13 protein-coding genes are annotated in these 12,355 nt (G+C 59.7%); 2 read left to right on the top strand and 11 right to left on the bottom strand.

Going from position 1 to position 12,355, the window contains the following annotated elements:
- The first annotated feature begins 52 nt into the window (after nt 1-52).
- Entirely contained in the window at nt 53-1,153 is a 1,101-nt protein-coding gene (locus ACIP1X_RS01605) for a polyamine ABC transporter substrate-binding protein (protein WP_212546009.1), read from the top strand.
- A gap of 40 nt (nt 1,154-1,193) precedes the next feature.
- On the opposite strand, the gene ACIP1X_RS01600 is transcribed toward ACIP1X_RS01605, so the two are convergent.
- Both ACIP1X_RS01600 and ACIP1X_RS01595 read right to left on the bottom strand, forming a co-directional pair.
- Complete coding sequence (locus ACIP1X_RS01600) at nt 1,194-2,228, bottom strand: alpha/beta hydrolase (RefSeq protein WP_400748665.1); 1,035 nt, start codon at nt 2,226-2,228, stop codon at nt 1,194-1,196.
- Nucleotides 2,228-2,668: a TspO/MBR family protein gene (locus ACIP1X_RS01595; RefSeq protein WP_053119764.1), complete on the bottom strand. Its 441-nt coding sequence runs from the start codon at nt 2,666-2,668 to the stop codon at nt 2,228-2,230. Before ACIP1X_RS01595 ends, ACIP1X_RS01600 begins: the two co-directional genes overlap by 1 nt.
- A gap of 161 nt (nt 2,669-2,829) precedes the next feature.
- Between ACIP1X_RS01595 and ACIP1X_RS01590 the strand changes: the two genes are divergently transcribed.
- Entirely contained in the window at nt 2,830-3,015 is a 186-nt protein-coding gene (locus ACIP1X_RS01590; protein WP_053119766.1) for a hypothetical protein, read from the top strand.
- Nucleotides 3,016-3,042: 27 nt separating this feature from the next.
- Here ACIP1X_RS01590 and ACIP1X_RS01585 read toward each other — a convergent pair whose 3' ends face one another.
- The 9 genes from ACIP1X_RS01585 to ACIP1X_RS01545 all read right to left on the bottom strand — a co-directional run bounded on the left by ACIP1X_RS01585 (nt 3,043) and on the right by ACIP1X_RS01545 (nt 12,322).
- Entirely contained in the window at nt 3,043-4,902 is a 1,860-nt protein-coding gene (locus ACIP1X_RS01585) for an ABC transporter ATP-binding protein (RefSeq protein ID WP_400748662.1), read from the bottom strand.
- A gap of 139 nt (nt 4,903-5,041) precedes the next feature.
- Nucleotides 5,042-5,548, bottom strand: coding sequence for a peptide-methionine (S)-S-oxide reductase MsrA (gene msrA, locus ACIP1X_RS01580; protein WP_400748659.1), 507 nt, complete (start codon nt 5,546-5,548; stop codon nt 5,042-5,044).
- Between the two features lie 106 nt (nt 5,549-5,654).
- Nucleotides 5,655-6,863, bottom strand: a complete 1,209-nt coding sequence (chrA, locus tag ACIP1X_RS01575) for a chromate efflux transporter (RefSeq protein ID WP_400748657.1) — start codon at nt 6,861-6,863, stop codon at nt 5,655-5,657.
- 215 nt (nt 6,864-7,078) lie between these two features.
- On the bottom strand, nt 7,079-7,933 hold the full coding sequence (locus ACIP1X_RS01570) for an NUDIX domain-containing protein (protein ID WP_400748654.1): 855 nt from the start codon (nt 7,931-7,933) through the stop codon (nt 7,079-7,081).
- Nucleotides 7,934-7,991: 58 nt separating this feature from the next.
- A complete protein-coding gene (locus tag ACIP1X_RS01565) occupies nt 7,992-8,510 on the bottom strand; it encodes an AAA family ATPase (protein ID WP_400748651.1) in 519 nt (172 codons plus the stop codon).
- A gap of 10 nt (nt 8,511-8,520) precedes the next feature.
- Nucleotides 8,521-9,066, bottom strand: a complete 546-nt coding sequence (locus ACIP1X_RS01560; protein ID WP_400748648.1) for a GNAT family N-acetyltransferase — start codon at nt 9,064-9,066, stop codon at nt 8,521-8,523.
- A gap of 53 nt (nt 9,067-9,119) precedes the next feature.
- Nucleotides 9,120-9,593 carry an LEA type 2 family protein gene (locus ACIP1X_RS01555; RefSeq protein WP_159811380.1) on the bottom strand — a complete coding sequence of 158 codons (474 nt, stop codon included), beginning with the start codon at nt 9,591-9,593 and terminating at the stop codon, nt 9,120-9,122.
- Between the two features lie 67 nt (nt 9,594-9,660).
- On the bottom strand, nt 9,661-11,127 hold the full coding sequence (locus tag ACIP1X_RS01550) for a nucleobase:cation symporter-2 family protein (RefSeq protein ID WP_053119783.1): 1,467 nt from the start codon (nt 11,125-11,127) through the stop codon (nt 9,661-9,663).
- A gap of 301 nt (nt 11,128-11,428) precedes the next feature.
- Nucleotides 11,429-12,322, bottom strand: a complete 894-nt coding sequence (locus ACIP1X_RS01545) for a LysR family transcriptional regulator (protein ID WP_400748645.1) — start codon at nt 12,320-12,322, stop codon at nt 11,429-11,431.
- Nucleotides 12,323-12,355 lie beyond the last annotated feature (33 nt).

Here is a 12,355-nt window from a genome sequence, read left to right as displayed (position 1 = left end):
CAACAATGTCGCGGCGAACGGCCAAGCGCTGGCCGATTCCCCAGGAGCTCCTATGAAACTCAAGCGTTTGCTGCACCTTGGCGTGTTCACCGTTTGCGGCTTGGTGGCGGCCGTCAGTTCGGCGCAGGGCCCCACGGTGAACTTCTACAACTGGTACGACTTCATCGCGCCGGAAGCGCCAAAAGACTTCGAGAAAGAAACCGGCACACCGATGCTGCTCGACACCTTCGACAGCGCCGATGTCATGCAAAGCAAGTTGATGGTCGGCCGCAGCGGCTACGACGTGGCTGTGGTGACCAACAGCGCGTTGCCCAACCTGATCAAGGCCGGCGTCTTGAAGGAACTCGACAACAGCCAGTTGAGCAATCGCTCGAACCTCGATCCGGACATTCTCGCCAAAGTCGCGCAAAACGATCCCGGCAACCGCTACTCGATCCCGTATCTGTGGGGCACCACGGGGATTGGTTATGACGTCGATCAGGTGAAGAAAATCTTCGGTGACGAGACGCCAGCGGATTCCTGGGATCTGATCTTCAAGGAAGAAAACATCAAGAAGCTCAGCCAGTGCGGCGTGGCGATGCTCGACTCGCCGAGCGAGATCATCCCGATCACCTTGCACTACCTCGGCCTGCCGCCGGACAGCACCAACCCCGCCGACTACGAGAAAGCCGAAGCGCTGCTGCTGAAAATCCGCCCTTACATCACCTATTTCGACTCGTCACGCTTCATCACCGATCTGGCCAACGGCAACATCTGCGCGGTGGTTGCCTGGTCGGGCGGCGTGTACGACGCAAAAACCAGTGCCGAGCGGGCGAAGAATGGCCGACAACTGGCCTATCGCATTCCGCGCGAAGGCTCGTCGGTGTGGATTGAAAACCTCGTCCTGCTCAAAGACGCGCCGCACCCGGAGCAGGGCATGCAATTCATCAATTACATGCTGCGCCCTGAGGTCATTGCGAAAAGCACGAACTACCTGAGCTATCCGAATGGCAACAAAACGGCGCTGGCCTTCGTCAATGAGAACCTGCGGAACAATCCGGACATCTATCCGCCAGCCGCGACACTGGCGACGCTGTTCCCGTCGCAGCCATTGCCGCTGAAGATCGAACGGGTGCGTACGCGGGTGTGGAGCAAAGTTAAAAGCGGCACTTAAGGCTCGTCATGTGGTGAGGGAGCAGACTCCCTCACCACCGTTACTGTGTTGTCCTTTGAGTCGCGGGATGGTTGGCGATGCCTTCTACATCGGCGGCGCTATCCGCGATCCGCGCCGTGATCCACTCACGACTGTACGCCAGCACTCTCTGCGCAAACGCTGTCGGAAAGTGAATGAAACCGTGCGGCGAGGATGGGAGCAGGTACACTTCGACCGGTGCCGATTTGATCCAGCGTTCAGCGATGTCGAGCGTGTCGTCACGCAGAGGATCCAGCTCACCGGCAAACAGCAACGCCGGCGGCATGCCGCTGAAATCGCCGTAGAGCGGTGAAAGTGGCGGCTGACGCCGTTGTTCATCGGTCAAGTCCGGCGTCAGCATGCGAAGCGCTTCAACCATCCCCGGCCCGTCCAGCACCAGCGTATCTGCCCGCGCATTGCGCACACTCGGCGTTCCCGTCAGGTCATAAACGCCGTAGTACAACAGCGCCCCGCAGATACGTTGCAGCAATGGCGGTGACTGTTTCAGTGCCAGCAAAGTCGCTGCCGCCAGATGACCGCCCGCCGATTCGCCGACGACGATAACCGGCAGGTCGGCAAACTCGTCCTCATTGAGCAACCAGCGCGCGGCGTTCAGACAATCCTCGAGCAGGTCATCAATCGGCGTCGACACGGCCAGACGATAATCGACCGACACCACCGCGACGTCGCAGGTGTTGACCATGGCGATGTTGAAGTTGTCGTTCATCTGCGCGTTGCCGATGACCCAACCGCCGCCATGAAAATCCAGCACCACACCTTTCGGCTGGCCTTTGGGGCGGATAATCCGAACCGGCACCGCTACGCTGCCGCCCTCAATCAGTTTTCGCTCAGCGGTAAGCCCATGCTCGCGCAATTTAGCAGCACCGCCCCCGACCTGACTCACCCGCAGCAGCCCCTGAATCAGCCTCGGCGTAAGCCGATTACGAATGCGAAAACGCGGCAACCAGGCGAGTTTTTTATTGAAGGCGTGCACCTCCGCCAACTCCCGCTCGCCCTGCGGCCACGGTGCTTTTCGAGTCGACCTGAAGCCGCCCATCAACGGTTATTACGCAGAATGGAGAAATTCAGCGCCGCCGCCACGCACAACCACACGAGGTACGGAAACAGGATCAAACCAGTGATTACATCCAGCCGCAGCGCCATCACCACCATTACCGCCACCACCAGCCACAGCAGCACCAGAATCACCATCGCCGCCAACACCTGATGCGCGCCAAAGAACACCGGCGTCCACAGCGTATTCAAGGCAATCTGCGCCGCCCACAACGCCAAAACCACCTGACTGCCAGGAATCAGCGTCAAGCGATAACCGGCCCAGGCCAGCAACAGATAAATCACCGTCCAGGCCAGCGGAAATGCCCAGTTGGGCGGGGTGAAACGCGGTTTGTTCAGCGACGCATACCATTCGCCCGGTTTGAAAATCACGCCGGTAGTCGCGGCCGCCGCGCAGGCCAGTAGAAAAATGAACAGAGTCATCGCCAGTCCTTAGCTGTGAACAGCTGGTTGGGGGAGGAGGGCCGAGTTGGCCGTGTTAGAGAGAAGACGCCTGGCGCGGCGAAAAGTTTGGAATTGTCTGCGGTTCAAGCACTGGCGGGTCAGCTACGCTCAGCGCAGCAGCGAATTTTGGCGAGGATAAAATGGACTTCATCCTGGATTTGATAGCTCACCGCATCGGCGTGTTTGTGCTGAGATTGCTCAGTGGTGGCCGCTTCAAGGGCGAGAGTGGATTTGCCTGGGGCTGGGCGGTCGCGGTGGGTGGGGTGATTCTGATCGCGCCATTCGTGGCGTTTATCGCGTTGCTCATTCATTACAGTGGCCCGTAGCGATTGTCGGCTACGGGCCATTCACGCTTAATCCTGATCCATCGCCTCGGCAATCCCTTGATCCTCACCGAGGAACCCGCCGCTCTGATGGTGCCAAAGCCGCGCATAGATGCCGTTTTTGGCCAGCAGTTCGGTGTGGTTGCCTTGTTCGATGATGCGCCCGTCGTCCATGACGATCAGTCGATCCATCGCCGCAATGGTCGACAGTCGGTGGGCGATGGCGATGACGGTTTTGCCTTCCATCATTTTGTCGAGGCTCTCCTGAATCGCCACTTCGACTTCCGAGTCCAGCGCGCTGGTGGCTTCGTCGAGGAGCAGGATCGGCGCGTTTTTGAGCATCACTCGGGCAATCGCCACACGTTGACGCTGGCCGCCAGACAGCTTGATGCCGCGTTCACCGACCAAGGTGTCGTAACCGCTGTGGCCCTGGCGATCGCTCAGTTGACTGATGAACTCATCGGCCTGCGCGTTGGCGGCGGCAGTGCGCACTTGCGCGTCGGTGGCATCGGGGCGGCCATAGGCGATGTTGTCGCGAATCGAGCGGTGCAGCAGGGACGTGTCCTGCGTGACCATGCCGATGGCGCTGCGCAGGCTGTCCTGGGTGATGTGCGCGATGTCTTGCCCGTCGATGCGGATCTGGCCTTTGTCGACATCATAGAAGCGCAGCAGCAAGTTGATCAGCGTGGATTTACCGGCGCCGGAGCGACCGACCAGACCGATTTTTTCGCCCGGACGAATGTTCAGGCTCAGGCCATCGAGCACTTGGCGTTCGCCGTTGTAGTTGAAGCTGACGTTGTCGAACGTGACCGCGCCGCCGGAGGTGACCAAACCCTTCGCGTCCGGCGCATCCTGCACTTTCGGGCTGCGCGTGAAAGTCGCCATGCCGTCTTGCACGGTGCCGATGCTTTCGAACAACGCGGTCATCTGCCACATGATCCAGTGCGACATGCCGTTGATGCGCAAGGCCATGGCGATGATCGCCGCCACGGCACCGGTGCCGATTTCGCCCAAGTGCCACAACCACAGCGCATAGCCGCCGGCGCTCATGATCAGGCCGACGACCAATGCCTGGTTGACGATCTCGAACTGGCTGACCAGGCGCATCTGACGAAAACCGGTCTGTTTGAAATCTTCCATCGCCGCGCGCGCGAAGTGCGCTTCACGGTTGGAGTGGGAGAACAGTTTTACCGTGGTGATGTTGGTGTAGGCGTCGGAAATACGGCCGGTCATCGACGAGCGCGCATGCGCCTGTTCCTGGCCGACTTTGCCCAGACGCGGGACGAAATAGACCATGGCCAGGCCAAACAAGGCGATCCAGCCAACGAACGGCAGCATCAGTTTCAGCGCAAACCCGCCGGCCAGCGCGATGATCGCGATGAAATACACGCCGATCCCGGGAAGGATTTCGATCAGGGTGAACAGCACGTCACGCACGGCCAACGCGGTCTGCATCACCTTGGTGGTGACCCGGCCGGAGAATTCATCGGAAAAAAACGAAAGGCTCTGCCGCAGCATCAGCCGGTGGAAATCCCAACGCAGGCGCAGCGGCAAATTGATCGCCAGAATCTGGTGCTGCACCATCGTGCGCAGCGCGACCAGGCCAATGCTCGCCACCATGACGATGCCCATGCCCCACAACACGCGGGTCTCCTGCGCGCCGGCGTCGCCACCAGCCTTCCAGGTCGAGAGCAGGTCGACGACCTGACCGAGGAACGAAAACAGCCACGCTTCGTAGATCGACACCGCGGCACTGAGCAGCGCAAACAGCAGGATATAGCCGCGCGCGCCGCGAGTGCAGGCCCAAAGGAACCGCGCCAGACCTGCGGGTGGTGGCGGTACTTCGTCTGGCGGGAAGGGGTCGAGTCTTTTTTCAAAAGCGCGAAGCATGGTGGTTTCCGAAACGATAAAGATGGAGCGATTTTGCCACTTTAAGACTGCATCAGGGTCGGAAGCCGTCATTTACCCATGACTGATTTCGACCCCGACGCAGTGTGGCGCCTAATGGAGATGCCCGTTGCGCTGGCCCTCAGGCGCGCTTTGGCAGTTTCCAGTTTGGCCGGATGAAGTGGCAGGTGTAGCCATTCGGGATACGTTCGAGGTAATCCTGATGCTCAGGTTCCGCCTCCCAGAATGGCCCCGCCGGTTCGATTTCAGTAACGACGCGGCCCGGCCACAGTTTTGATGCGTCGACGTCGGCCGCGGTGTCTTCAGCAGTGTCGCGTTGTTCTTCGCTGAGGTAATAGATCGCCGAACGATAGCTCGGGCCGAGGTCGTTACCCTGACGGTTCGGCGTGCTTGGGTCGTGGATCTGGAAGAAGAATTCAAGAATCTGCCGATAGCTGATCACCGCCGGATCGAAGACGATTTCGATAGCTTCGGCGTGGTTGCCGTGATTGCGATATGTGGCGTTCGGCACGTCGCCGCCGGTGTAACCGACCCGCGTTTGCAACACGCCCGGATAACGCCGCAGCAGATCCTGCATGCCCCAGAAGCAGCCGCCGGCGAGAAGGGCAGTTTCGGTTTGAGTGGTCATGTCAGTGCTTCCTCTTGAGGGCATTGGTGTCTGCGTAGTTATGAGGGCGGGTTGGCGGATTCCAAGGAAAAAGGCACGGATTAGTTTTCCGGTCTTTCGACGGCGCTCACATAGTGGTGCTCATCAATCCGCCGATTACACCGCTGCCGATCACGACCAGCCACGCGGGAAGCCGCCAAAACATCAACGCGATCAGGGCAGCCAGCGCCAGTCCGAAGTCTTGAAGCGTGAAAATGGCGTTCGTCCAGACGGGGTCGTACAGCGCCGTCAACAGCAAGCCGACCACCGCCGCATTGATCCCGGCAAGCGCAGCCCGCGTGCGCACGCTGCGTCGCAAGCGCTCCCAAAAAGGCAAAACCCCTGCGATCAATAAAAAGGACGGGGCGAAGATCGCCAGCAAGCAAAGCAGGCCGCCTGTCCAGCCGTAAGGTGTCTGGTTCATCGACGCTCCCAGAAACGCTGCGAACGTAAACAATGGGCCTGGAACCGCCTGAGCAGCCCCATAACCGGCAAGAAAGGTTTCATTACTGACCCAACCGGGCGGCACCACCTCGGCTTGTAGTAGCGGCAAAACCACATGCCCGCCGCCGAATACCAGAGAGCCTGTGCGGTAGAAGGCGTCGATCATTGCCACGCTTCTGTCAGCGGTCAGTCCGGCTAACAGTGGCAGGCCAAACAGCAGTGCAAAAAATAGCGTCAGCCAGATTGCGCCGGACTTGCGGCTGATCGGAATTGGCAGTAAATCGTGCGCATCGCTTGGCCCGGGTTTGCACAGCATCACACCGGCAAGTCCGGCAATGACGATCACGCTGACCTGTCCCCACGCAGACGGTTCAAGCAGGGCGCCACACGCAGCAATAACCATGAGAGCGATGCGCGTGAGATCAGTGCAGAGGTTTTTCGCCATGCCCCAGACGGCTTGAGCAACGACCGCGACAGCGACCACTTTGAGGCCGTGAAGGGCGCCGGGCCCAAGCGCGTCGCCGTAACGGGAAACACCCAAGGCGAACAAAATCAGTAGAGCGGCCGACGGCAACGTGAAGCCGGCCCACGCCGCCAGCGCTCCGCGATAGCCAGCGCGGGACATGCCCAATGCGATGCCCACCTGACTGCTGGCCGGTCCGGGCAGAAACTGGCAGAGCGCTACCAGATCGGCATAACTGCGTTCGCTCAGCCAGTGTCGTTTTGTGACGAACTCATGGTGGAAGTAACCCAAATGCGCGATGGGGCCCCCGAATGAGGTCAAGCCGAGGCGCAAGAAGATTGCCAACACCGACCAGGCAGTGCTGCGCGTTTCGTTAGGGGATTGGGCCATTAATTCGGTTACTCAGCAGGGTGCCCGGAGCTTTTTTCAATGGTGTCTTCCTTGAGTGGAGCGTTTTCAGATGTTTTGAGGGGGAACGGGCGGGCCCCTTCGCGAGCAAGCCCGCTCCCACATGGGTTCTGTGTCGGGCTCAAAATCTGCGTTTGACGCAGAACCCCTGTGGGAGCGGGCTTGCTCGCGAAGAGGCCGGCCGCGCCACCACAAACCTACTGTTTAGCAACCAGTATGTCGTCGAGGGCGCGATAAATCGGCAGCCCCAGTTGCACAGCCAGTTCTTCGATCAGATCGGCGCTCCCGGCGGTACCACCAACATGCAAAACCCCATCGCAGCGCTGCAACAGCGCCTTCGCATAGTCGCGATAAACCTCGCCACCGAACCCTGTCGACGCCACCAACGGAAAATGTCCCGCCTGCAGCAATTCACTGCCAGTAGCCAACGCCACCCGATCATCAGAACCGCAAACCACAATCGTCAACGCATCCGAGCTCGGCATCACTTGCTTGAGGTACTGCAAAAGCATGATGGTCTTGCCATCCATGATCCGCCCGTCATCAACCATCGCCAGCGCTTCGGCAAACGGCAACTCCAGTACCTCGATGTCTTCGCCTTCCTCGGCCAGACCACCGCCATCGCTGATGCGATCCTGCGGCTGATACTCACCGACAAAAAAATGCAGGCGTTCAGTCACCGAGCCGGGGCTCATGAACGCTTCGTAGACCTTGCGCACCGATTGCACGCGATAGCCGGTTTCTTCTTCGGCTTCAAGGCGCACGCGCTCTTCAGGGCTGGCGTCATCCAGCAAACCGGCAGCGGTTTCGATCAGGTAGCCGTCATGGCCATTGACGAACGTCGGGATGCGGAACTGGCGGATGAGAATGACGGTGCGCTTAGCCAAATTATAGAGACCGATCGTGGCACCATTGCCGCGATCGTAGACCTCGCGGGTGAGCGCCTGCCAACTGCCGTCACGGCGTTGCAGTTCGAAATCGATTTTCTTCAGGATGTACCAGTTGTCCGAGAGCAGATGCTGGGCGACGATGCGCACATTGCGGTGATTCATGAACAAGCAGCCTTGCTGGAAATTTATGAATTAATACCACACGTCTGCACGAACTTCGCTAATCGGGAGACACACCTTGCACAGCCCCGTTGAGCAAGATGAGTTCGACGGCTTGATCGATGCTCAGTTGCGCCGTATCAACCGTGAGCGGTGCTGGCGACCAGGGTTCATAGTCATGATCAAGCACCGATTGCCACGAGGGTGGGATCAACCCCGGAACATCTGACTGCCGCTGTTCAACGCGCCGACGGTGCTCTTGCAGGTCTGAGCAGATCACTTCGATATTCAGCAGCGCAGCGTCAGCACAGGCGGCAACATCGGCCCACGCTTGTCTGCTTTCAGCCACAGGATTGACGCAGTCGACGATGACAGTGTGACCCGGTCGAAGATTGACCAGCGCCAGTTCAAGCGCAACAAAATAACCACTGCGGCCGACATCGCCTGCGAGAACGTCGGCGTTACGGATCGCTTGTTCAATCGAATCAATCCTCAGGTACGTGGCTTTTAACCGCGTCGCGACAGATTTGGCGAGGGTCGTTTTGCCGGTGCCGGGCAAACCGCTGAACACAATAAGCATGGGGAGCTCCTCAGCGTTGACTCAGCCATTCTTCGCGGCTGATTTCCCAGAGATCCCGAGGCCAGCGGCCGCTGACGAAGTCGCCTTCATCGCTGCCGATCAGGCGCATGCCGCTGCGTTCGGAGAGCCGGCGCGAGGCGATATTAGGCGCCGCTTTCGGCACGCGCATGAGCGGGCGATCAAGGGTTTCGAACCAATAATCGGTGACGGCGGCGCAGGCTTCGGTCATCAGGCCTTGACCGTGCCATGCCGGCGCGAGCCAGAGCCCACGGTTGTTGTCCTGCTCATCCATCAGGCTGATGTTGCCGATCAATTGTTCAGGTGCCGATTTCAGCCGCAGCGACCAATGCCACTCCTTGCCAGCGGCCATCGCCGGCAATGCAATGTCGCGCAGGTAGGTGAGGGCGCCGTCGGCGGGGTAGGGCCAAGGGACGAGGGCGTTCAGGTAACGCACCACTTCCCAGTGCGCAAATTGCTGCTGCACGGCATCAGCGTCGGCCAGTTCCAGCGGACGCAGGATCAGCCGTTCGGTGTACAACGTCGGTATCTCTTCCATAATCGTGCCGCCTCCTTGAGCATTGCTAATGAACGCCCAAGGCTAACCCATCTTTACCAGGTCGCGGCAGTGGCTTTCGGCAAACTCAGCTTGCCGCTGTCGACAAAACGCATGGTGCCGAACAAGCCGCCGGCGAGTTTTCCGCGCAGCACGTACGGCAGATTGTCGAGGGTTTGCGTCTGACTGAGGCCGAGGGTTTGGCGCAGTACCGAGAACGCGGAAATGCTCACCGGCACGCTGACGATGGTTTCGGAGAAGCGCGGAATCGAGCCGCTCTGATCGCTCACGCCGGAGGCCAGCGAATGGCCGTTGACTTCCAGATCGAGGGCGATGCCGTTGTAGTCGATGGCGGTTTCGTTGGGGTTCTGCACGCGGATCTTGATCGCGAAGCGCACTTCCAGATCCTGGCTCGGCAACGGTTCGAGGCCGACCACGTTGATGTTCACCGGGTCTCGGTTGGGAAACAGCGCGCAGGCACTGAGGGACAGCAACAGTAACGACAGAATGACGGCGTGGACGCGGCGCATAAACGGTCTCTCAACAAAAAAGGGCTGAACCGTTGCCGGTGCAGCCCTTTCTGTTAAAGGCCGGACGTCAGCGGTTCAACTGTGCGACAGCCGCCGGTTGGCCAGGTTCAGCTTTGGACGGCATGTCCGGGTTTTCCATGACCTGAAGAATAGAAGCTTCCGGGTCGAAATCGTCTTCTTCCAGTTCGATGAATTCTTCCGGCAGGAAGACGTTCAGCACGATAGCGCACAACGCACCGACGGTGATTGGCGATTCGAAGATGTTGCGCAGCGCTTGCGGCAGCTCACGCAGCACCTCCGGCACAGCGGCAATGCCCAGGCCCATGCCGAGGGAAATCGCCACGATAAGCATGTTGCGACGGTGCAGGCCGGCTTCGGCGAGGATCTTGATCCCGGCCACCGCGACGGTGCCGAACATCACCAGCTCAGCGCCGCCGAGCACCGGTTTTGGCATCAATTGCAGCACCGCGCCGATCATCGGGAACAGCCCGAGCAGCACCAGCAGACCGGCGATGAAGAAGGCGACATAGCGGCTGGCGACGCCGGTGAGCTGGATCACGCCGTTGTTCTGCGCGAAGGTCACCATCGGCATGCTGTTGAACACCGCCGCCATGGCCGAGTTGAGGCCATCAGCGAGCAGGCCGGACTTGATCCGGCGGATGTACAGCGGGCCTTTGACCGGTTGGCGCGAGATCATCGAGTTGGCAGTCAGGTCGCCCGCAGCTTCGAGCGGCGACACCAGGAAAATCACCGCGATCGGCACAAACGCGACCCAGTCGAAATTGAAACCGTACTTGAACGGCACCGGCACGCTGACCAGCGGCACTTCTGGCATCGAAGCGAAATCGACGGTGCCCATCAGCCATGCAACGAAGTAACCGAGGGTCAGGCCGATAACGATCGCGCCGAGGCGCAGGAACGGCACGTCAACGCGGTTCAACACGACAATGGTGCCGATCACCAGCGCGGCCAGAAACAGATGGCTGGACGCGCCCAGATCCGCCGCGCCGAAACCGCCGGCAATGTCGGTCATCGCCACTTTGATCAACGACAGGCCCATCAAGGTGATGATGGTGCCGGTGACCACCGGGGTGATCAGCATGCGCAATTTGCCGATGAACTGGCTGAGCGCAACCTCGATGAACGCGGCGAAGAAGCACACGCCGAAGATCGTCGAGAGGATTTCATCGGTGCCACCACCGCGCGCCTTGACCATGAAACCGGCACTGAGAATCACGCTGATAAACGAGAAACTGGTGCCTTGCAGGCACAACAATCCGGAACCGACCGGGCCGAAACGCTTGGCCTGGACGAACGTGCCGAGGCCGGAGACGAACAGCGCCATGCTGATCAGGTAGGGAATTTCGCTTTGCAGACCGAGGGCGCCGCCCATGATCAGGGTCGGCGTGATGATGCCGACGAAGCTGGCGAGCACATGTTGCAGCGCGGCGAACACAGTGGCGGTGAGGTGCGGACGGTCGTTGAGACCGTAGATCAAGTCGTTGTTGCGCGGGGCTTTTTCAGAGGCGGTCATGGTGATTTATGCGCCGCGAGGCGGGGCCGGGTCAGAAAATGGAGGCGCAGGATGCCGCAAGAGCGCGGCGAGGGCAACGAGCAAAAATTGCCTGAAAGGTCAGGTTTTATTGGGCGTGGCGGCTTTTGTATATAACTTTGAACCTGACATTTATCTTGAGGTGACAGGATTCAACTGTGGCGAGGGGATTTATCCCCGATGGGGCGCGCAGCGGCCCTCGCTTTTTTTGCCAGTTGAAATGCAGGGGACTGCTGCGCAGTCCATCGGGGATAAATCCCCTCGCCACAGGTATTGCGTTGGCTTAGGTGAAAGCAGTGAGCAAGTCTTCTTCGAAGGCTTTCTGCGCATCCCCCGGCACTTGCGCCCGGTGCCGCGCCAGGTGAAACGCCACATCGAAACTCAACTCACCTTCACGCACCGGTCGCAATAAACCCTTGTCCTGCAAACCCCGCGCATAGTGATCCGGCAAATACCCCACATGCTTGCCCGACAAAATAAACGCCAATGTGCCTTCTACCTGCTCAGACCGCGCCGAACACACCTTGCCCTGAAACGGCTCGTCACTGCGCAGAAACCGGTACGGATGATCGACGCGGTCGCACGCCGCCAGCGCCGCATCGCTGGGCGCATCATCGGTGAACAGCGGATGTCCCGCCGCGCAATACAAATGCTGGGTTTCGCTGAACAACTCGTGATAGTCGAACGCACTTTGCACCTGCGAAAAATAACCGATCGCCAGATCCAGCCGCTGCCGCAACAACAAGCGCTCCATCTCGCCGGGCATCGCACTGATCACTTCGATGCGCACCGATTCATCACGCTCGCGAAAGCGCCGAATCGCTTGCGCCACCCGTTGCAACACCGATTGATCGACCGCTTCAGAAATGCCCAGCCGCACCTCACCGATCAAACGCCCGGCGACGCCGTTGGATTGATGGCGAAAGGTTTCAATGGATTCAAACAGCGTGCGCGCGGCGATCAGCAGTTGCTCGCCCTTGGGCGTCACGCTGAAGCCGCCCTTGCCACGGCTGCAAAGACGATAGCCGAGGCGGGTTTCGAGCTTGGCCATTTGCTGGCTGATGCTCGACTGGCTGAGCCCCAGCTCACCCTGCGCCGCGCTGAAACCGCCGCACTCGACCACGCTGACGAACAGGCGCAACAGCTGCAAATCGACATCGTGGAGCTGACCGAGCATCACATTACTCCGCAATAAAGTCAGGATAACTAT

This window comes from Pseudomonas sp. NPDC088885 (genome assembly GCF_044750025.1).
Lineage (GTDB): Bacteria > Pseudomonadota > Gammaproteobacteria > Pseudomonadales > Pseudomonadaceae > Aquipseudomonas > Aquipseudomonas rustica.
This window is presented reverse-complemented; position numbering and strand designations above follow the sequence as displayed.